General features: G+C 62.0%; 16 protein-coding genes. 10 read left to right on the top strand and 6 right to left on the bottom strand.

Annotation, left to right across the window (positions count from 1 at the left end):
• The first annotated feature begins 128 nt into the window (after window positions 1–128).
• On the top strand, window positions 129–1,685 hold the full coding sequence (locus Aeroheme_RS05880) for a diguanylate cyclase (RefSeq protein WP_411166858.1): 1,557 nt from the start codon (window positions 129–131) through the stop codon (window positions 1,683–1,685).
• Between the two features lie 33 nt (window positions 1,686–1,718).
• Window positions 1,719–2,582 (top strand): patatin-like phospholipase family protein, encoded by an 864-nt coding sequence (locus Aeroheme_RS05875; RefSeq protein WP_262111006.1) that lies wholly within the window; start codon window positions 1,719–1,721, stop codon window positions 2,580–2,582.
• Between the two features lie 69 nt (window positions 2,583–2,651).
• Here Aeroheme_RS05875 and Aeroheme_RS05870 read toward each other — a convergent pair whose 3' ends face one another.
• Window positions 2,652–4,013 carry a sodium-dependent transporter gene (locus Aeroheme_RS05870; RefSeq protein ID WP_163153459.1) on the bottom strand — a complete coding sequence of 454 codons (1,362 nt, stop codon included), beginning with the start codon at window positions 4,011–4,013 and terminating at the stop codon, window positions 2,652–2,654.
• 195 nt (window positions 4,014–4,208) lie between these two features.
• Complete coding sequence (locus Aeroheme_RS05865; protein ID WP_005298604.1) at window positions 4,209–4,475, bottom strand: helix-turn-helix domain-containing protein; 267 nt, start codon at window positions 4,473–4,475, stop codon at window positions 4,209–4,211.
• A gap of 258 nt (window positions 4,476–4,733) precedes the next feature.
• On the opposite strand from Aeroheme_RS05865, the gene Aeroheme_RS05860 reads away from it, so the two are divergent.
• The 4 genes from Aeroheme_RS05860 (at window position 4,734) to Aeroheme_RS05845 (ending at window position 9,397) form a co-directional block, all read left to right on the top strand.
• Window positions 4,734–5,327, top strand: coding sequence for a hypothetical protein (locus Aeroheme_RS05860; protein ID WP_139744056.1), 594 nt, complete (start codon window positions 4,734–4,736; stop codon window positions 5,325–5,327).
• A gap of 308 nt (window positions 5,328–5,635) precedes the next feature.
• The gene (gene ompA / locus Aeroheme_RS05855) at window positions 5,636–6,655 is read left to right on the top strand and encodes a porin OmpA (RefSeq protein ID WP_025327822.1); all 1,020 of its coding nucleotides are present in this window, start codon (window positions 5,636–5,638) and stop codon (window positions 6,653–6,655) included.
• 425 nt (window positions 6,656–7,080) lie between these two features.
• The gene (gene ompA / locus Aeroheme_RS05850) at window positions 7,081–8,079 is read left to right on the top strand and encodes a porin OmpA (RefSeq protein ID WP_106886139.1); all 999 of its coding nucleotides are present in this window, start codon (window positions 7,081–7,083) and stop codon (window positions 8,077–8,079) included.
• Window positions 8,080–8,323: 244 nt separating this feature from the next.
• Entirely contained in the window at window positions 8,324–9,397 is a 1,074-nt protein-coding gene (locus tag Aeroheme_RS05845; RefSeq protein ID WP_411166857.1) for an OmpA family protein, read from the top strand.
• Window positions 9,398–9,470: 73 nt separating this feature from the next.
• Here Aeroheme_RS05845 and Aeroheme_RS05840 read toward each other — a convergent pair whose 3' ends face one another.
• Both Aeroheme_RS05840 and Aeroheme_RS05835 read right to left on the bottom strand, forming a co-directional pair.
• Complete coding sequence (locus tag Aeroheme_RS05840; protein ID WP_106886137.1) at window positions 9,471–11,165, bottom strand: NAD-dependent malic enzyme; 1,695 nt, start codon at window positions 11,163–11,165, stop codon at window positions 9,471–9,473.
• A gap of 55 nt (window positions 11,166–11,220) precedes the next feature.
• Window positions 11,221–12,078: a helix-turn-helix transcriptional regulator gene (locus Aeroheme_RS05835; protein ID WP_411166856.1), complete on the bottom strand. Its 858-nt coding sequence runs from the start codon at window positions 12,076–12,078 to the stop codon at window positions 11,221–11,223.
• Between the two features lie 120 nt (window positions 12,079–12,198).
• On the opposite strand from Aeroheme_RS05835, the gene Aeroheme_RS05830 reads away from it, so the two are divergent.
• Together Aeroheme_RS05830 and Aeroheme_RS05825 are read left to right on the top strand one after the other, a co-directional pair.
• Window positions 12,199–13,578, top strand: coding sequence for an MATE family efflux transporter (locus tag Aeroheme_RS05830; RefSeq protein ID WP_411166855.1), 1,380 nt, complete (start codon window positions 12,199–12,201; stop codon window positions 13,576–13,578).
• A 133-nt stretch (window positions 13,579–13,711) separates the two neighbouring features.
• A complete protein-coding gene (locus Aeroheme_RS05825) occupies window positions 13,712–13,960 on the top strand; it encodes a DUF2498 family protein (protein WP_025327828.1) in 249 nt (82 codons plus the stop codon).
• 27 nt (window positions 13,961–13,987) lie between these two features.
• On the opposite strand, the gene Aeroheme_RS05820 is transcribed toward Aeroheme_RS05825, so the two are convergent.
• Window positions 13,988–15,127, bottom strand: a complete 1,140-nt coding sequence (locus Aeroheme_RS05820; RefSeq protein WP_111909983.1) for a sensor domain-containing diguanylate cyclase — start codon at window positions 15,125–15,127, stop codon at window positions 13,988–13,990.
• A gap of 243 nt (window positions 15,128–15,370) precedes the next feature.
• Between Aeroheme_RS05820 and Aeroheme_RS05815 the strand changes: the two genes are divergently transcribed.
• Together Aeroheme_RS05815 and Aeroheme_RS05810 are read left to right on the top strand one after the other, a co-directional pair.
• Window positions 15,371–16,768, top strand: a complete 1,398-nt coding sequence (locus Aeroheme_RS05815) for a nucleobase:cation symporter-2 family protein (RefSeq protein ID WP_290027631.1) — start codon at window positions 15,371–15,373, stop codon at window positions 16,766–16,768.
• A gap of 102 nt (window positions 16,769–16,870) precedes the next feature.
• Window positions 16,871–17,587, top strand: coding sequence for a lipoyl protein ligase domain-containing protein (locus Aeroheme_RS05810; RefSeq protein ID WP_408779570.1), 717 nt, complete (start codon window positions 16,871–16,873; stop codon window positions 17,585–17,587).
• A gap of 119 nt (window positions 17,588–17,706) precedes the next feature.
• Here the strand turns inward: Aeroheme_RS05810 and Aeroheme_RS05805 are convergent, their stop codons facing one another.
• Window positions 17,707–19,083, bottom strand: coding sequence for an alanine/glycine:cation symporter family protein (locus Aeroheme_RS05805; RefSeq protein WP_408779568.1), 1,377 nt, complete (start codon window positions 19,081–19,083; stop codon window positions 17,707–17,709).
• Window positions 19,084–19,207: the final 124 nt, after the last annotated feature.

Here is a 19,207-nt window from a genome sequence, read left to right as displayed (position 1 = left end):
TGACTATGTATAAATGTGACAAAACGTAACAGCCCGGGGGATAGATCATCAAAATCACATCCAGTTGAGACTGCGCTTTTTTTCTGCCTTACACTGATGTGCCGCTCCCGTCATCTTCCCGGTGCCCCATGCCCACATTGCCCCATGCCTTTGCCAAATATCGGTTGCAGTGGCTGCTGCTGGGACTGAGCATGCTGTTGCTGCTGCTCGCCCTGCAGCACGCCTTGCGCCAGATCACCGAGCTGAACAGGCGTGACGTCATCAATGCCGCGGCCCAGCTCAGCAGCCAGCACCAGAGGATGGAGGCCTTTCTCGAGGCCATGCGCGGCCAGGCCGAAGAGCGGCTGCGCAGCAACCCCCAGTCGGCCCTCTCTCGCCAGCTTTATCCGGCGCTACAAGCCGATTCGAGCGGCAACCTCAGCCTGGATCGCATCCCCGTCGATCTGCCCCCCGCCCTCATCGGCAACCTGACCGGGCTGGGCCCCTTGCCCGCCCCGGGCAGCGAACGGGAGGCCCGACTACACCTGGCGCTCAGCCTCTCTCCCCTGCTCGCGACCGCCAGCAAGCTGCTGGACAAGGCCGTGGCCTGGATCTATTTCACCAGCACCGACAACTTCATCTATCTCTACCCCTGGGTGCCCTCCAACCAATTTCGTTTCGACCCCGGCATCTACCACAAGTCTTACTGGCAGGAGGCACTGACCCGCCACCCGCCCGCTGAGCACGCCACGTTGTCGCGGCCCTATCAGGATTTTGCCGGCAAAGGGCAGATGATCACCCTGTCCCAGCCCATCACCCAGGTCGGGCAGATCATAGGCCTGCTCAGCATCGACATAGAGATAGCCACCCTGGAGCAGACCCTGCGCCGACTCTCCCCCCAGAGCGGCACCCTGTTTCTGGTCAATCAGCACCGGCAGATCCTGGCCAGCAGCCAATCCGGCACGGCGCCGCCCCTGAAACAGGAGGCATCACGGGCGGATTATCACTGGCAGCAGGGCGCCTTCCAGCTCGTCCATCCCGTCCCGGACACGCCGCTCATCCTGATCCACCGCATCGCGCTGCTGCCCCTGCTCGAGATGCTGCTGTGGCAATCGGCGACGGCGCTCCTCACCCTGCTCTGTCTGGTGGTGGCCATCTTCTCCAGCCTGCGATCCCGCCGTCTCAATCGTCGGTTGAACTACCTCTCCAGCCATGACGCGCTGACCGGCGCCTTCAACCGCCACCACTTCGATGCCTTCGAGCGCCGCCACATACTGGCAGGCAGCCGCCACATAGGCGCCATCATGTTCGACTGTGATCACTTCAAGCTGGTCAACGATCGCTTCGGTCACGGGGTGGGGGATCAGGTGCTGATCCGTCTGGTTCAGCTCTGCCAGCCTCTGCAGGCCCGGGGCTGCACCCTGATCCGCTGGGGCGGCGAGGAATTTCTGCTGCTGGTCACAGACAAGGATCTCCCGCTGGCTCAGCTTGCCGAACAGCTGCGGCTGCGCATTGCGGAACACGACTGGACCGAGATAGCCCCCGAACTGAGAGTGACCGTCAGTCTGGGCCATTGCCGCCAGGGCCCCGACGTTCGCCTGCAGGAAGTCATTCGCCGTGCCGATATTGCCCTCTATCAGGCCAAGGCCAATGGCCGCAATCGCAGCGAAGGCTGGCAGGGTGACGCACAGGAGAAGCAGGAGTAAGCTGGAACCCCAACTCACAACAGGAGACGCACAGTGGCACGAAAACCCCGCCTGGGCCTGGCCCTTGGCAGCGGCGCCGCCCGTGGATGGGCGCACATCGGCATCATACGGGCGCTGGAGCGCCTCGGTGTCAAACCGGATCTGGTGGCCGGCTGCTCCATCGGCAGTTTCGTCGGTGCCGCCTATGCCGCCGGCGAGCTGGACAAACTGGAGTCCTGGGTGCGCGGCTTCAGCCGCTTGCAGGTGATGGGGTTGCTCGACCCCGCCCTCTCCGGCGGCCTGTTCCGCGGTGACAAGGTGTTTGGCATCGCCGCCAACCACCTGGGGGATCCCGCCATCGAGAGCCTGCCGCTGCCCTTCGCCTGCGTCGCCACCGAGCTCGATACCGGCCGCGAGATCTGGCTGCAAGAGGGGCCCCTGCGCCAGTGCGTGCGCGCCTCCTGCGGCATGCCCGGCATTCTGACCCCGACCCGGGTTGATGATCGCTGGCTGGTGGATGGCGCCGTGGTCAACCCTGTCCCCATCTCCCTGGCCCGGGCCATGGGGGCCGAGGTGGTGATCGCCGTCAACCTCAACACAGACCTGCATCAGCCCTGGACAGACGAGCCGGACGAACCCGCCCCGGGAGGCCTCTTCAGCCAGTGGCTGGGTCGGGGAGAACCCAGCACACCCGGCATGTGGGGGGTGATGACGGGCTCCATCAACATCATGCAGGAGCGTATCACCCGTGCCCGCATGGCCGGGGATCCCCCCGAGATCCAGCTCTGTCCGCGCCTTGGCAGCCTCTCCATCATGGACTTCCACCGCGCCAGCGATGCCATCAACGAGGGGGAGGCTTGCGTCGAGCGCAACCTGGATCAGCTCAAGGAGGAGCTCTCCCGACTCGGTGTGATCTGAGGGCGCCATCGGGACACGCCAATGAAAAAGAGCGCCATCAGGCGCTCTTTTTCTGTCCGGACCGCGGGGTCAGAACAGCCCCAGTCCCTTGAGCATGACGATCAGGATGAGCGGCGGCGACACGTAGCGGATGATGAAGAACAGGGGCTTGAGGATGGCCAGCTCCAGCTCGCCCCCATTGGTCAGCGCCGTCTTCATCCGCTCGAAGCCCCAGACCCAGCCCACGAAGAGGCAGAGGAAGATACCGCCAAGGGGCATCAACACATTGGAAGAGACGAAGTCGAACAGATCGAAGAAGGTCTTGCCCGCTATCTGCACATCCGCCAACGTGCTGTTGGAGAGTGCACAGGTCGATCCGACCGCCCCCAGCACCAACAGGTTGATCAGGGTCGCCCTTCTTCGGCTCATGTGGAAACGCTCGGAGAGCACCGAGACCGGCACTTCCAGAATGGAGAGCATGGCCCCCGTTGCCGCTATGGCGGAGAGCACGAAGAAGAGCACCATGAAGAGGTGGCCGAACGGTATGCTGGCAAACACCGCCGGAATGGTGATGAACAGCAGGGAGGGGCCGGCGGTCGGCTCGAAACCGAAGGCAAACACCGCCGGGAAGATGGCGATCCCCGCCAGCATGGAGACGAAGAGGTCGGCGCACATCACCCGGACCGTGGTGAGCGGTATGTGCTGATCGTCCCGAAAGTAGCTGCCATAGGTCATCATGCAGCCCATGCCGATGGAGAGCTTGAAGAAGGCCAGCCCCATGGCCGTCAGCACCACGCCGGCGGTGACCTTGGAAAAATCAGGGGAGAACAGGAAATGCAGCCCCTCGCTCGCCCCGGGCAGGGTCAGACTGCGCACCCCGATCACCAGCAGCAGGATGAAGAGCACCGGCATCAGCCGCTTGGTGACGGCCTCTATCCCCTTCGACACCCCCATCAGCAATATGCCCCCCATCAGTGCCAGCACCAGCCACTGCCAGAGCAGGCTCTGCAAGGGATCCGTGATGAGCGAATTGAAGGCCGCCCCCGTGACGGCGGGATCGGTCGAGAGGATCTCGCCGCTGGCCGCCTTGAAGATGTAGGCAAACACCCAGGCTGCCACTTCGGAGTAAAACGACATGATGAGGAAGGCCGCCGTCACCCCCATGGCCGCGATCAGCCACCAGGGTTGCCCCTTGGGTGCCAGCTTGATGAGCCCGCTCACTGCATCGGATTTTGCCTGACGCCCCAGCATGATCTCCGAGATCATCACCGGTAGCCCCACCAGCAGGGTGGCGATGACATAGACCAGCAGAAAACCGGCGCCCCCGTTTTCCCCGGTCAGATAGGGAAATTTCCAGATGTTGCCAAGGCCTACCGCCGAGCCCAGGGTCGCGGCAAGCACGCCGAAGGTGCTGGTAAAGCCATCTCTGGCTTTGGGAAGGGTATTGCTCATGCGTGTCTCGCTCTGTGGATCAGGGGCCTGAAATTAAAGGGTCGGAATTTTCCGGGGATTAATCCAGCTTGCCAAGGTGATTTAGTTGAAATCGCCACATGAAGCACACAACGCACTCTTTATTTAAATAAATGCCTGTTTTGACAAATAAAAAATGCCGCCTCGCGGGCGGCATTTTTATCAAGGCTCAGGCAATCAAGCCTTGGCAATATCGTCCGGACCGATCTGACCGATTTCGGCGACTTTCTTGTCGGCCAGCAGCCAGAGGGTGAACTTGTGCAGTTCCGGGTGATGAGCCAGGGCGACCAGGAAGGCGCCTCCAACTTCACGGTAACCCAGTTCATAGTTCTTCAGGGTAGTCGGGGGGACGCCCAGCAGATCGGCAAACTTGGGACGGCTCAGGCCAACCGCTTCGCGGATCTGACGGATCTTCTTGCCAACAGTTACGATATTTGAATTCATGTGTTCCATACTCCGTTCGGCGGATTCACTCCACCTTTATTTTTCGCGACGACTCGTAGTCAAGTGTATCAGTTTTGAACGGACTCGTTATGGTCGAGCCTCTATCTTTAATAAGCGTCTTTCGACGACAACCCTAACAAACCTCGGGGATGGTAATCGCAGAGTCGCTTCAGGTAAACAGTCTCGAAGAGAAACCTTTATTGTTGCCACGGCCATAACTCGTATAATTCGCCGGTTATCCCTTAAAGAGTATTCAGCATGGCCTTTCCCGGCATCATCTCCCGACTTCACCCGGATTCAGACCCGGATTCCCTCCCCCGTCAGCTCCGTCAGAGTCAGCAAACCCGGGCCGAGGCACTCTGGCTGCCCGCCGCCATGCAGAGCGAGGCCGCATCCGTACTGGCTTCCCTCCCGGACAAGTGCAGCCTCTATCTCGAGCAAGCTACCCCGCTGCCCCTGCGCAGCCACGACGGCGTCCTGCAGCAAGATGGCCGCCTGTTACTTGGCAACGGTAACCACATGACGCTGGCGACGGAGAAAGGGGATGGTGGACTGGTGCCCGAGCAGGGCCTGCAGGAGATGGCCCAGTGGCTGGAAGCCGGCCATCAACATTTCATCTGTTCAGCCGCGATTCAGCCGGTGGCCAGGGCCATCCTCAATATCTGGCCCCTGGACCCCTATCTCGCCCGTCATTTTTTACTCGGCTTCACACCCTTGCTGTGCGAAGCAACCGAGGCCGACTATCTCGCGGTTTTTGCGGCCAGGGACGCCATCGCGACCCCGCAGCACGCTTGGGTTGAGGCCTATATGAAGCTTGAGCGAAAGCTGCATCGCGCCTACTTGGATCACTAATAAATCCAGATAAACAGCCAGTTATCCATACGACACAATCTGCCCCACAGATTATCTGTGAGCTTGATCATGTTTTGAAATGAGCATAAAGTGCGCCACGTCATCGGAATGACATCGGCTGTTCGTGGCGAAGTATGCGCTCTCGATAGTGCAACTCGCTCACTTGTGCACCCAGATAACGTGCCTCCTGGATGGATCTAGGATCCCTGCTCGGCGCAACCCTTGTTGCCCGGCAGAGCCAGCAGCTTACATAAATTACAAAGTGCGAAGCACGTGAACAACGTGCCATCTCAACGAGGATTAATTTTATGATGAAAATGGCTCCTTCCCTGATCGCCATCGCCATGGCTGCCATGGGTGCAACTGCTGCACACGCCGCTGATGATATCTACTTCGGTGCCGGTGTCGGTGCAACTCACTTCAACGGTCTGAACAAGATCGAAGGCGTGAACGCTGGTGAAGAAGACGCGGCTGCTGCCAATGCCTTCGTCGGTTACAACTTCAACGAGTACTTCGGTTCCGAGCTGGGCTACCAGTACACCGGCCGTGGTAACACCGATGGCAACCGTTACGAGAGCCAGGGTGCCACCCTGTCCGGTATCGCTCGTCTGCCGCTGGGCAACGACTTCTCCCTGTTCGGTGAAGCTGGCGCCTACTGGGGCCACACCGACGGTATGGGCACCAGCGATACCAAGGTATCCCCGCTGGCCGGTGCCGGTGTGACCTACAAGGTCAACGACGCGCTGGATCTGCAAGCTCGTTACCGCTACATGTGGGACGTGGCTGACCTGCACGCCGACAACGTACGCTACAAGTCCAACCAGAGCGTTGCGACCCTGGAAGCCGTTTACCACCCGTTCCGTACTTCCTACGTAGCACCGGCTCCGGCTCCTGTTGTTGAAGAAGCTCCGGCTCCTGCTCCGCAGATCGTTGAGAAGAACTTCGCCCTGAACTCCGACGTGCTGTTTGCCTTTGGCAAAGACAGCCTGAAGGCCGAAGGCGTGGAAGCTCTGAACGCCCTGTACCAGCAGATCGTTGAGTTCCAGCCGAAAGACGGTAACGCCGTTGTTGTTGGTTACACCGACCGTATCGGTTCCGACGCTTACAACCAGAAGCTGTCTGAAGCCCGTGCCCGCACCGTTGCCAACTTCCTGGTCAGCAAGGGTATGGCTGCCAGCAAGGTTGCCATCGAAGGTCGTGGCGAAGCCAACCCGGTTACCGGCACCAAGTGCAACGGCGTAACCGCCAAGGCTCAGCTGATCTCCTGCCTGGCCCCGGACCGTCGCGTAGAAGTGCGCGTATCCGGCGTACAGGAAGTTCAGCAGTAATCTGATTCACTCAGATAACGCAAAAAGGGGATGCCACGGCATCCCCTTTTGCATGTCTGTCGCCTCAAACGTCACCCTCTGTCTCATCACGCTGTACCTGCCCCCCCTCTCTGCTCAGGCCCCGCCCCCGTCGCGCCACCATAGTAGCTGCATATCTGTGCAGAAACTTGATCAAGCCGATTCAAAAGAATACAGTAGCTGCGCTTGTAAGACATTGGATGAACTATTAAAAGTGCCCATTGCCCGGTTAGTTGTCCATGGAGAAACAGCTTCATGAGAATCCAGGTTACCATCCATTTTTTATTCAAGCCGTCCGTGACCAGGTCACGGAATCGCAACATGACAACATGAAGTGTCATCTGCGATCGGTATAACAAAGAGTGCGCAGTACGCCCATAGCACGGCAACTCAACGAGGATAAAATGATGAAAATGAAAATGGCTCCAACCCTGATTGCTCTGGCTATTGCAGCCATGGGAACCTCCACCGCCCAAGCGGCCGATGACTGGTACACAGGTATGGGTGCAGGTTGGGCTTATGGCCATGACCTGGACTCCTTCGGTCTGGATGCTGACAAGGACGCCACCGCGATCTCCCTGTTCGGCGGTTACAACTTCAATGATTACTACGCGGCCGAGCTCGGCTACCTCTACGCCGGCAAGGGTGGCGTCGATGGCGTCGACTTCAAGACCCAAGGCGCGACCCTGTCCGGTCTTGCCCGTCTGCCGCTGGGTGACATCTTCTCCGTGTTCGCCGAAGGCGGTGCCTACTTCAACCATGTCAACGGCAATGGCGAGAGCGACAACGGCACCTCGCCCCTGGCCGGTCTGGGTCTGACCGCCAAGGTCTCCGACCTCATCGATCTGCAGGCCCGCTACCGCTACATCTGGGATCTGGGTGACGAGCAGAAGACCTGGAAAACCGACATGAGCGTCGCGACCCTGGAACTGGTGATGCACCCGAACCGCACCTCCTATGTGGCACCTGTGGTCGCCCCCGTGGTCGCCGAGCCCGAGCCTGTCATGGTCGACAAGAACTTCTCCCTGAGCTCTGACGTGCTGTTTGCCTTCGGCAAATCCACCCTGAAGCCGGAAGGTACTGCCGCCCTCAACACCCTGTATCAGCAGATTGTTGACGTTCAGCCGAAAGATGGCAGCGCCGTGGTGGTAGGTTATACCGACCGCATCGGTTCTGACGCCTACAACCAGAAGCTGTCCGAAGCCCGTGCCCGCACCGTGGCCGACTTCCTGGTCGGCAAGGGTCTGCCGGCTGGCAAGGTCGCCATCGAAGGCCATGGCGAAGCCAATCCGGTCACCGGCACCCAGTGTGACGGCGTCAAGGGCAAGAACGAGCTGATCGCCTGCCTGGCGCCGGATCGTCGCGTCGAAGTGCGCGTCACCGGCGTGCAGGAAGTCAAACAGTAAGTTCAGCTGCATGCGGTCAATCCGCACCTGAAAAAAAAGGGGCCGTACGGCCCCTTTTTTTGTTGTCCTCCCCGCCAGCCCAGGGCGGCGTCCAAGGCGCCACTCTTGCCTGCTTCCTCACAAATTCTCCATATAGATGCGCCACTTAAGTGGTTAAACCTCTCATATCGCCTATACATAATGGTGGCTATACATAGCAAAGGGCTGGGAGCCCTATAACACCCAACATCGACGAGGATACGCGATGAACATAAGATTGAAACCCGTGTGGATTGCATTGGCATTGGCGGCGAGTGGCGCCCAGGCGGCGCCTGTTCACGACTGGTATATAGGGGCTGGGGGAGGCTGGGCCATTGCCCACGACATCAATGATTTCAGTCAGGATGTCGACAAGGACGCCACCGCCATCGACGCCTTTGTCGGCTACAACTTCACCGAGAACCTGGGCGCCGAACTCGGCTATCTGTCGACCGGTGACTGGGACATCGCCGGCAACGACTTCAACAGTCAGGGTGCCACCCTGTCGGTGATAGGCAGACTGCCCCTTGGCGACATCTTCTCGGTGTTCGCCGAAGGTGGCGGCTATCTCTACCACGTCGACTCCGTCAACGGCGGCGATGACAACCTGGCCCCGCTGGCAGGTCTGGGGCTGACCGCCAGGCTCACCGACTGGGTCGACATCCAGGCGCGCTACCGCTATCTGGTGCGGGTCGGGGACGATCCTGACAACGACAAACTGGGCAGCGGCACCCAGCGCTGGGTCAGCGACATCAGCACCGCCACCATAGAGCTGGTGCTGCACCCCAACCGCACCGTGGCCGCAGTGCCGGTGGCCGCCCCCCTGGTGGTGACCCCGCCGCCGCCCGAGCCGGTGGATCAGACCTTCAACCTGAGCTCTGATGTGCTGTTTGCCTTTGGCAAGGCCGAGCTCAAGCCGGAAGGCATGGCCGCCCTGGACGACCTCTACCAGCAGATAGTCGACGTCAAGCCCAAGGATGGCAACGCCCTGGTGATGGGCTATACCGACCGCATCGGCTCGGATGCCAACAACCTGACGCTGTCCGAGGCCCGCGCCAGCACGGTCGCCAACTTCCTGATCGGCAAGGGCCTGCCCGCCGACAAGGTGAGCATCCAGGGCAATGGCGAGAGCAATCCGGTCACCGGCACCCAGTGCGATGACGTCAAGGCGAGAGCCGCCCTCATCGACTGCCTGGCCCCGGATCGCCGGGTCGAGATCCGGGTGACCGGCGTGCAGGCCGCCGCACCAGCGGCCACCGAGCCCGTGGCCGAACCCGCTGCCGAGCAACCGGCACAATAACCCCTCATCCGCCTCTGCCGTGCACAAAAAAAGGGATGCTTGCGCATCCCTTCTGCTTTTGCGGCCTCTTCGCTCAGAACGAAGTACGACGATAGCGGCGGTATTCCGGCCGCCAGAAGTTCGCCTCTATGGCCTGGTCTATCACATCATCGGGGGTCTGTACCGCCTTGCCCTGCAGCATGGCGGTCTTGGCCACCATCTTGGCGATGTAGCGGGACACCCGATGGATATCCGCCAGATCCGGCAGTAAGGAGCCCTCCTCTCCCTTCACCAGGGGGGAGCACTCCGCCAGCGCCCGGCTGGCGGACATCAGCATGGCGTCGGTCACCCGGGTGGCGCCCGAAGCGATGACACCAAGGCCTATGCCCGGGAAGATGAAGGAGTTGTTGCACTGGGCGATGACGTAGCGCTTGCCCTTGTACTCCACCGGTGCGAACGGGCTGCCGGTGGCCACCAGCACCTGGCCGTCGGTCCAGCGGATGAGATCCGCCGGTGTCGCCTCCACCCGGGAGGTGGGGTTGGAGAGCGGGAATATGATGGGGCGGCTGCAGTGCTTGTGCATTGTCTTGACCACCTCTTCGGTGAAGAGGCCAGGCTGGCCCGAGACCCCGATCAGGATGTCCGGACGACCGTGCTCCATCACCTCCAGCAGGGAGATGTTGTCCCCCACCGGCCACTCCTTGATCCGCTCCAGCGGCTGGGAGAGCTTGCGCTGGAAGTCGAGCTGGTTGGGGATCTTGTCGGTGATGAGGCCGAACCTGTCCACCATGAAGACCCGGCCGCGAGCTTCGGCATCATTCAGTCCTTCGGCCTTCATCTGCGCCACTATCTGCTCGGCGATGCCGCAACCGGCGCTGCCCGCGCCGAGGAAGGCGACCCGCTTCTCGGAGAGCTTGGCTCCCGAGGCCTTGCAGGCAGCAATCAGGCTGCCGAGCGTAACGGCGGCCGTGCCCTGGATGTCATCGTTGAAGCAGCACAGCTCGTCCTTGTAGCGGTTGAGCAGCGGGGTGGCATTGCCCTGGGCGAAGTCTTCGAACTGCAACAGGATCTCGGGCCAGCGGCGCTTGACCGCCTGGATGAAGGCATCGACGAACTCGTCGTACTCCTCCCCGGAGATGCGCGGATGGCGCCAGCCCATGTAGAAGGGATCGTTGAGCAGTTGCTGGTTGTTGGTGCCCACGTCCAGTACCACCGGCAGGCAGTAGGCGGGGGAGATGCCGCCGCAGGCGGTGTAGAGGGAGAGCTTGCCGATGGGAATGCCCATGCCGCCTATGCCCTGATCCCCCAGTCCCAGGATCCGCTCGCCGTCGGTGACCACTATCACCTTGACGTTCTGCTTGGTGGCGTTTTGCAGCATGTCATCGATCCTGTCCTTGTCCGGATAGGAGATGAAGAGGCCACGGGCACGGCGGTAGATGTTGGAGAACTCCTCGCACGCCTTGCCCACGGTCGGGGTGTAGATGACCGGCAGCATCTCGGTCAGGTGGTTGGTCAGCAGGCGATAGAACAGGGTTTCGTTGGTGTCCTGGATGTTGCGCAGATAGATGTGCTTGTCCATGTCGTTGCCAAACGCCATGAACTGGCGATAGGCGCGTTCCACCTGCTCTTCTATGGTCTCTATGTTCTGGGGCAGCAGGCCTTCCAGATTGAAGCTGCTGCGCTCCTCGCTGGTGAAGGCACTGCCCTTGTTGAGCAGCGGGGTCTCCAGCAGGGCCGGGCCGGCGTAGGGAATGTAGAGGGGACGTTTCTGATTATTATCTTCAAACATGGATCTGTACCTTGACTGTGTGGCCCGCCGATCCTATGGGCTTGGGCCAACAATTTCAAAGGGTTTGCACATCAGTGGCAACAGGTTTGCGACCCAGGCGACGAAAGGCGCCGGGGGTCTGACCAGTGAGGCGGCGAAAACGGTTCGCAAAGTTGGCGCCGTCACTGTATCCGACCCGGGCCGCCAGCTCGCCGAGAGGCCAGTTGGTATAGAGCAGCAACTGGCGCGCCTTGTTCATTCGAAGCCCAGTCAGCCAGGCCATGGGCCCCATGCCGAACACCTGCTGGCAGAGCCGATGCAGATGGGGCACAGAGCAGGCCATCTGGCTGGCGAGCAGGGCCACGCTCCAGGGCTCATCAAGGCGCGCCTCCACCCGGCGAAACAGCGCCTGCAGCCTGAGCTCAGGGGTGCCACGCACCTCCCCCTGCAGGGTTCTGTCCAGCAGGGCCAGCAACAGACTGAGCAACTGGGGCTGCAAGGGAGATCGCACTCCTTCCCCCTGCATCAGGCTGAGCAGATGGTAGAGCTGCTCCCCCTCCTCCCCCTGCCAGATGCGGTGGCCGAGCCGGTGCAGGTGGCGCCAGCGCGGCACATCATCGAGCAAAATCCAGCTGATCTGCCAGCGCTCGCCGATGAGCCTGATCCCCCCCGGCACGGCCGCCGGCAGGAAGATGAGCGAGCCCGCGGGGATGGGCTGCTCCCCCTGATCCGTCAGCAGGGCCCCTCCCTCGTCGTGGCTCACCATCAGGATGTGGAACTCGGGTCTGTTGCGGCGAATGAGGTAGTGATCCCGCAAGCGGGAGAGGCCGGTCAGGAAGATGCCCGCCTCTCCCAGCAGGGGCAAGCCTTCGCGCCCCAGCATCCGCTCCTCGCAGCCGGGAGCTATCTCAAGACACTCGTTGACAAATGTCATAACGCCTCAACATGATAGTTTTGAACAAGAAAGCAGAGAGCTGCTCACAGTGAAGCCTCTCGTATCAGCCCCTATCATACCCATGACAAACCTTGCTTTTCACATACCCGGTTAACATAAATGAATTATTGGCAAGCGATTTTAAAACAAACCACCGATCGTGAGTTCATGACCCGACTGTGGCGACTGGCCCTGCCGGTGTCGCTGCAATCCATGATGTTCTCCCTGCTCGGTCTCATCGACATCATGATGGTGAGCCAGCTTGGCACCACGGCTGTGGCGGCGGTCGGCTTGGGTAACCGGGTCTTCTTCTTCAATCTGCTGGTGATAGCGGGGCTCTCTGGCGGGGTCTCGGTGTTGGCGGCGCAATACTATGGCCGGGGCGAGCTGGCCGGGGTGCGCCGCTCCCTGGCGCTGGCCCTGGTGGGTGCCCTGCTGGTGAGCCTGCCGTTTGCCCTCATCTATGTGCTCTCGCCGGGCAGCGTGCTCGGCTTTGCCAGCCAGGATCCCGAGCTGCGCCTGCTGGCCGACGAGTTTTTGATGATCACAGGTGCCACCATCCTCTGCACCGCCATAGTCGTGCCCCTGGAGGCGGCCCTGCGCTCCGTGGGCAACGCGGCGGCGCCGACCCGGATCGGCATCATTGCCATCATCGCAAACGTCATCCTCAACTACGCCCTCATCTTCGGCAACTTCGGCTTCGAGGCCATGGGGGTCGCGGGATCGGCCTGGGGCACCACGATTTCACGGCTGCTGCAGACGGCGCTGCTGCTTGCCTATGTGTGGCGCCAGGAGCCACGTCTGGTGCCGCGCCTGGCGGACTGGCTGGCGGCCTTCAAGCGCAAGGAGGTGGTGCGCTTCACCCTGATCGCCCTGCCGCTCTTGTTCCATGACGGGCTCTGGGCCTTCGGCATGCTGCTCTACGGCTTCCTCTATGCCCACCTCGGCACGGATTCCCTGGCCATCATGACCACGCTTGGCACCCTGGAGAGCATCCTCATCTCCCTCTTCTTCGGGCTGGCGGTGGCCTGCTCCACCCTGCTCGGCCACCGGCTCGGGGCCGAGGAGTACGAGGCGGCCTGGCAGCACTCCCAGCTGTTCCTGCTGCTCGCCCCCATAGGCGCCCTGCTGGTGGGGATAGCCGTCTGGCTGCTGCAGACCAACCTGCTGCAGTGGGTCGGCAACCTGCCGGGCGAACTGATGGGAGAAGCGGGCCAGGTGCTTGCCATCATGTGCCTCGGCATGTTGCTCAAGGTGTTCAACATGGTGGGCATAGTCGGGGTGCTGCGCTCGGGGGGGGACGTGAACTACAGCATCTTCATCGACATAGTCGCCATGTGGTGCATAGGCCTGCCGCTCGCCTGGGTGGCAGTCAGCCTGCTGGGCTGGCCCCTCTCCTGGGTGGTGGCCGTGGTGCTGCTGGAGGAGCTGTGCAAGGTGCTGCTGGTGCAGCGCAGGATCCGCCAGCGTCACTGGCTCAAGAATCTGGTGATGGGGTGACGGCTGCCCGCAGCCGGGCAAAAAGCGGGGTCATATCAATGACAGAAAATCCCCCCTTGCAGTATGCTAACCGCCTCTTCAATCAGCGGCGGGGCACACCACGCCCTGCCAGTAGTCGTTTAAGGAGACGCACATGCAACCACAAAAAGAGCTGATCACCGAGACGGCTCTGCTGGAGATGGCCAACGGCATCATCAAGAGCCACGAAGACTTCATCCACGGCATGCGTGCCGATTCGGTGGAGCAGAAGGGGGAGATCCTGGTGTTCAAGGGGGAGTTCTTCCTGGCCGAGGATGGCACCCCGACCGGCAAGACAATGGCGGTGTTCAACATGTTCAAGCTGCTGGCCCAGCAGTTGTCAGGCAAGTACCGGCTGAACTGATATAGCCCTCCAGACAAGATGCCGCCCTCAGGCGGCATCCGTCTTTGTGGGCCCGGGCTTGCCCGGCGTCTTCGCCAGCTCGCCCACCACGCAGTTGCGCCCCGCCATCTTGGCCATGTAGAGGCACTCGTCCGCCCGGTTGAGCAGCTCCTCGACGCTCTCCCCGCGCAGGGACAGGGTCAGGCCTATGCTCACAGTCACCTCCAGCAGCTCATCCGACGTCGGGCTCTTCACCAGCCGCGCCTCCACCGCTACCCGCAGTCGCTCGGCGACCCGTTTCGCCTGGGCCAGATCGGCGCAGTTGGGCAGCAGTATGGCAAACTCCTCGCCACCGTAGCGACCGAGCACCATGCCAGGCTCCAGCTGCTCCGCCAGAGTCGCCGCCACCTCTTTGAGCACGGCGTCCCCCGCCAGATGGCCGAAGCTGTCATTGATGCGCTTGAATCTGTCCAGATCCAGCAGCAGCACGGCAAAGGATGCCTGCTTGCGGATCATGGTGACCCTGGCCTTCTCGAGCTGCTTCATCAGCAGGCGGCGGTTCATCATGCCGGTCAGCTCGTCCGTGGTGGACTCCCGATAGAGCTGCAGCAGCATGTTGAGCTGGCCGCACTGCACCCAGGCACTCGCCACCGTGAAGAGCCCCAGCAGCCAGACCTGGTTGAGGGTCTGCACGCTCAGCAGCGGCTGGCCCACCAGCAGCCAGTTGCCCGCCAGCATGGTGATCAGAATGCCCCCCGCCAGTTGCAGGCTGAGAGAGAGCGGTATGGGGAAGATGGCAAACAGGCTGATGAGCAGATAGGGGAAGGCCATGTAGCCCGCCTGCAGCTCCTGATCCGTCCCGAAGCTGTGCAGACAGATGAGGGAGAACAGCATCATCACCGCCATCAGGTAGCCCAGCGCCAGCCTCATGCGCTCGCGCTTGAAGTGGATGAGATACGAAAGAGGGATCAGGGGAGAGAGGGCCAGCAGGCAGAAGATCCTGACCTGAAACAGTTCGTCGAACTGGGTGGCGGGCAGGGTCAGCCAATCCACCAGCGCCCAGGCGGGCAGTCCCACCATCAGCAGGCAGGTGAGCAGGCGCAGACGCACCGTCATAAAGCCCATGCGGGTCAGGGTGAAATCTTCGGAGTGGGCACGGGCACTCCAGAACTCCGACAGCTTCAGCATCCAGAGCCTCCATTTTACAACTGAGGGCTCATTCTACACCGTCCCTCCCTGGATGCATCAGCATGTCCCCTATTTATAACGAGAACTGCCTCACACAAACCGGCGGATCATAATCGCCGCGCGCAAACGTTTCAACCCATCAAAAAATAAACCCTTTATTGCTCCAATTAGCGCTGGTCAGCCCAGACTCAGCCACTAGAATAGCGCCCAATTTTCTCCCCCTCCCCACACTTAGAGGTATTTATGGAACAGGCTGCCGCCGTGCGCGCGACCCCAGAGACCCACCCCCCCAGGCGAGCCCACAGCGAACTCATCTACGGCATTGACGAAGTCCCACCCCTGCCCCAGACCCTGTTCGCCGCCCTTCAGCACATGCTCGCCATGTTTGTCGCCATCATTACCCCGCCCCTCATCATCGCCAATGCCCTGGGCCTCCCGGCCGCCGACACCCGCTACATAGTCTCCATGTCCCTGGTCATGTCCGGCATCGCCTCCTTCATCCAGACCCGCCGCTTCGGCCCCCTCGGCTCCGGCCTGCTCTCGGTGCAGGGCACCAGCTTCAACTTCCTCGGCCCCATCATCGCCTCCGGCCTCGCCCTCAAGCAGGCCGCCATGCCCACCGAGGATCTGCTGGGCACCCTGTTTGGCACCATGCTGGCGGCAGCCCTCACCATAGTGGTGATGAGCCGCTTCCTCCATCTGGTCAAGCGCATCATCACCCCCCTGGTGACCGGCATAGTGGTGCTGCTCATCGGCCTGACCCTGATCAAGGTGGGCCTCATCAGCATGGGGGGCGGTTATGCGGCCCTCTCTGACGGCAGCTTCGCCAGCCACACCAACCTCTTCCTCTCCCTGCTGGTGCTCGGCCTCATCGTACTGCTGCAGCGCAGCCGCAACCCCTGGCTGCGCCTCTCCGCCATCATGATCGCCATGCTGGCGGGCTATGCCGTCGCCCTGCTGCTGGGCAAGGTCAGCCCTCCCACCTTCGAGGGCCCCCTGGTGATGGTGCCCATTCCGCTTCACTACGGCATCGGCTTTGACTGGCAGCTGTTTGTGCCGCTCGCCATCATCTTCGTGGTGACGGCGCTGGAGGCCATAGGCGACATGACAGCCACCTCGGACATCTCGGGCGAGCCGCTGGACGGACCCGTCTACATGGCGCGAATCAAGGGGGGCGTGCTGGCCGATGGCGCCAACTCCATGCTGGCGGCTCTCTTCTCCACCTTCCCCATGTCCACCTTCGCCCAGAACAATGGCGTCATCCAGCTGACCGGGGTCGCCAGCCGCCACGTCGGCCTCTTCATCGCCGCCATGCTGGCCCTGCTCGGCCTCTTCCCGGCGGTCGCAAGCCTGGTGCAGCAGATCCCCGAACCCGTGCTGGGTGGCGCCACCATCGTCATGTTCGGCACCATAGCCGCCGCCGGGGTGCGCATCATCTCCCGCGAGGAGCTGGACCGCCGCGCCCTGATGATACTGGCGGTGTCGCTCGCCATGGGGCTGGGGGTCGCCCAGGTGCCCGAGGTGCTGCAGCACCTGCCGGAGCTGGCCCGAAGCGTGCTCTCCTACGGCGTCGCCACCGGCGGCCTGACCGCCATCATCATGAACCTGCTGCTGCCCAAGCGCGGCGGCGTACAGGCCTGACTCTCTCGTCAACAAACAGGTAGCGCCCCGCCGTGCGGGGGGCTTTACCTTGTTTACCGCCCCGGGTACTGTGCAGGGCAGCCTCTGCTCAGGATGCCCTTGATGCCCTATACCCTGCTTCCCCCCCTGCCCACCCGCCACACCCCGGATCAGATACTGGCCGAGGAGCAGCGCTGGCTGCGGGACTGCGCCCATGACGGCCTGCCCCGCGCCCACCTCTGGCAGGCGCCCCAATGCCTGATTGTCACCCGCAAGGACATGCGTCTGCCCCGCTATCAGGCGGCCTGCGAGCAGCTAACCGCCGAAGGCTGGCCCGTTCATGTGCGTGACAGCGGCGGCACAGCCGTGCCCCACGGGGCCGGCATCCTCAACCTCTCCCTGCTGCTGCCCCGTACCACCACGGATCTGGCCCACTACTACCGACTGCTGGGGGCGCCGCTGCTGGCCCTGCTGGAGGAGCACGGCCTTGAGGGAAACTATGACTTCGTGCCCGGATCCTTTTGCGACGGCCAGTACAATCTGGTGATCGGGGGTCGCAAGGTAACAGGCACCGCCCAGCGCTGGCTGGCGCCGGGCCAGGATCATGGCGGCGCCGTGCTGGCGCAAGCCATGCTGCTGGTGGCGGGGGATGTGGATGAGGGCACCCGGATGGCGAGCCGCTTCTACGAGCTGGCGGGCGGGGAGCTGCGCTTTGCACCCGGCACCTCTACCACCCTGGCGCACTGCATTGGCTGGCAGGAGAGCGATGAAAAGCTGGTAGACAGGGTGCGAGCACGTCTGGATAGCCTGCTGAGCGAGGGACTATCTCCCTCACCCTGACCCTCTCCCGGAGGGAGAGGGAAAACGCCCGTCCATGGAAATAACGCCGCGCACAAAAAAGCCACGACCCGAGTCGTGGCTTGTTCTTTTCAAGGCGAACGTAAAATGAGCTGAGGAGTTCAGGCCGTCTGCGGCTCGGGCTCGGCTTCACTATCCAGATCCCGGTTGAAGTAGGCCCGGGTCTCGGCGATCACCACGTGACGCAGGCCGATGAGGCCGATGAGGTTCGGCACCGCCATCAGGCCGTTGACGATGTCGGCCAATAGCCAAATCATGTCCAGATGGAGGAAGGCACCGCTCGCTACCAGCACCAGATAGATGAGGCGATAGGGCTTGATCGCCTTGACCCCGAACAGATACTCGGTGCAGCGCTCGCCGTAGTAGTTCCAGCCGAGGATGGTGGTAAAGGCGAAGAACAGCAGCCCTATGCTCACCAGATACTGACCTATGTGGGCATCCAGCCCCTGGGCAAAGGCCTGGCTGGTCATGGCGGCGCCGCTCAAGTCCCCGCTCCACACCCCGGTCACCACCAGGGTGAGGCCTGTCATGGTGCAGATGATGATGGTGTCGATGAAGGTGCCCGTCATGGAGACCAGCCCCTGCTCCACGCACGAATCCGTCTTGGCCGCCGCCGCGGCTATGGGGGCCGAGCCCAGCCCGGACTCGTTGGAGAAGACCCCGCGCGCCACCCCGGACTGAATAGCCAGCATGATGCCAGCACCGACGAAGCCGCCGGTGGCCGCATGGCCGGTAAAGGCACTCTCGATCACCAGCATGACGGCATCGGGCAGCGCGCTGGCATTGTTCACCAACACACCGGCGCAGGCGAGTATGTAGAAGATGGCCATGAAGGGCACCACCTTGCTCGACACGCTGGAGATGGACTGGATACCCCCCAGGGTCACCAGGGCCACTATCAGGGTCAGCACCACGGCGGTCGCCTCACGGGGCACCGAGAAGGAGAGGCTCATGGCATCTGAGATGGCGTTGACCTGGGGGAAAGTGCCGATGCCGAAGAAGGCCACACCTATGCCGAACAGGGCAAACAGCTTGGCGAGCGGCTTGGAGCCGAGCCCCTTCTCCAGATAGTACATGGGGCCGCCCGCCATCTGGCCGTTGGCATCCTGCTCGCGATACTTGACCGCCAGCAGGCACTCGGCGTACTTGGTGGCCATGCCGAACAGGGCCGCCATCCACATCCAGAACAGGGCGCCGGGGCCGCCGAGCTTGATGGCGGTGGCAACCCCGACTATGTTGCCGGTACCAATAGTGGCGGAGAGAGCGGTGCAGAGGGCGGCGAAGCTGGAGACATCCCCCTGCTTGCCCTGGCCCTGATCCCGGCCAAAGACCAGCTTGAGGGCGAGCGGCAAGCGCACCACCTGAAGCAGACCCAGACGCAGGGTGAGATAGATACCGGTCCCGACCAGCAGGATCAGCAGGGGCGGCCCCCAGACAAAGCTATCGATGGCGGCGAGCGCCGATTGAATTGATGACATGCATCCTCCTTAAAAAACAACGATTAAGGAGGAGAAGGATGATCTTCCCATAGGTGTCGCGATCCCCAGAGGCGATCGGATGCGGGCCAAGAACGTGTTCACACTCTTACTGCGAGGCCGTGAT

Source organism: Aeromonas sp. DSM 116730, assembly GCF_046581335.1.
Classification (GTDB): Bacteria; Pseudomonadota; Gammaproteobacteria; order Enterobacterales; family Aeromonadaceae; genus Aeromonas; species Aeromonas rivipollensis.
The sequence above is the reverse complement of the archived record's forward strand: the minus strand, read 5'-3'. Positions and strand labels throughout refer to the sequence as shown.

Coding starts and splice junctions, on each gene's coding strand:
- Aeroheme_RS05880 (WP_411166858.1), top strand. CDS start 129: ATGCCCACATTGCCCCATGCCTTTGCCAAATATCGGTTGCAGTGGCTG.
- Aeroheme_RS05870 (WP_163153459.1), bottom strand. CDS start 4,013: ATGAGCAATACCCTTCCCAAAGCCAGAGATGGCTTTACCAGCACCTTC.
- Aeroheme_RS05865 (WP_005298604.1), bottom strand. CDS start 4,475: ATGAATTCAAATATCGTAACTGTTGGCAAGAAGATCCGTCAGATCCGC.
- Aeroheme_RS05860 (WP_139744056.1), top strand. CDS start 4,734: ATGGCCTTTCCCGGCATCATCTCCCGACTTCACCCGGATTCAGACCCG.
- ompA (WP_025327822.1), top strand. CDS start 5,636: ATGATGAAAATGGCTCCTTCCCTGATCGCCATCGCCATGGCTGCCATG.
- ompA (WP_106886139.1), top strand. CDS start 7,081: ATGAAAATGAAAATGGCTCCAACCCTGATTGCTCTGGCTATTGCAGCC.
- Aeroheme_RS05845 (WP_411166857.1), top strand. CDS start 8,324: ATGAACATAAGATTGAAACCCGTGTGGATTGCATTGGCATTGGCGGCG.
- Aeroheme_RS05840 (WP_106886137.1), bottom strand. CDS start 11,165: ATGTTTGAAGATAATAATCAGAAACGTCCCCTCTACATTCCCTACGCC.
- Aeroheme_RS05835 (WP_411166856.1), bottom strand. CDS start 12,078: ATGACATTTGTCAACGAGTGTCTTGAGATAGCTCCCGGCTGCGAGGAG.
- Aeroheme_RS05830 (WP_411166855.1), top strand. CDS start 12,199: ATGAATTATTGGCAAGCGATTTTAAAACAAACCACCGATCGTGAGTTC.
- Aeroheme_RS05825 (WP_025327828.1), top strand. CDS start 13,712: ATGCAACCACAAAAAGAGCTGATCACCGAGACGGCTCTGCTGGAGATG.
- Aeroheme_RS05820 (WP_111909983.1), bottom strand. CDS start 15,127: ATGCTGAAGCTGTCGGAGTTCTGGAGTGCCCGTGCCCACTCCGAAGAT.
- Aeroheme_RS05815 (WP_290027631.1), top strand. CDS start 15,371: ATGGAACAGGCTGCCGCCGTGCGCGCGACCCCAGAGACCCACCCCCCC.
- Aeroheme_RS05810 (WP_408779570.1), top strand. CDS start 16,871: ATGCCCTATACCCTGCTTCCCCCCCTGCCCACCCGCCACACCCCGGAT.
- Aeroheme_RS05805 (WP_408779568.1), bottom strand. CDS start 19,083: ATGTCATCAATTCAATCGGCGCTCGCCGCCATCGATAGCTTTGTCTGG.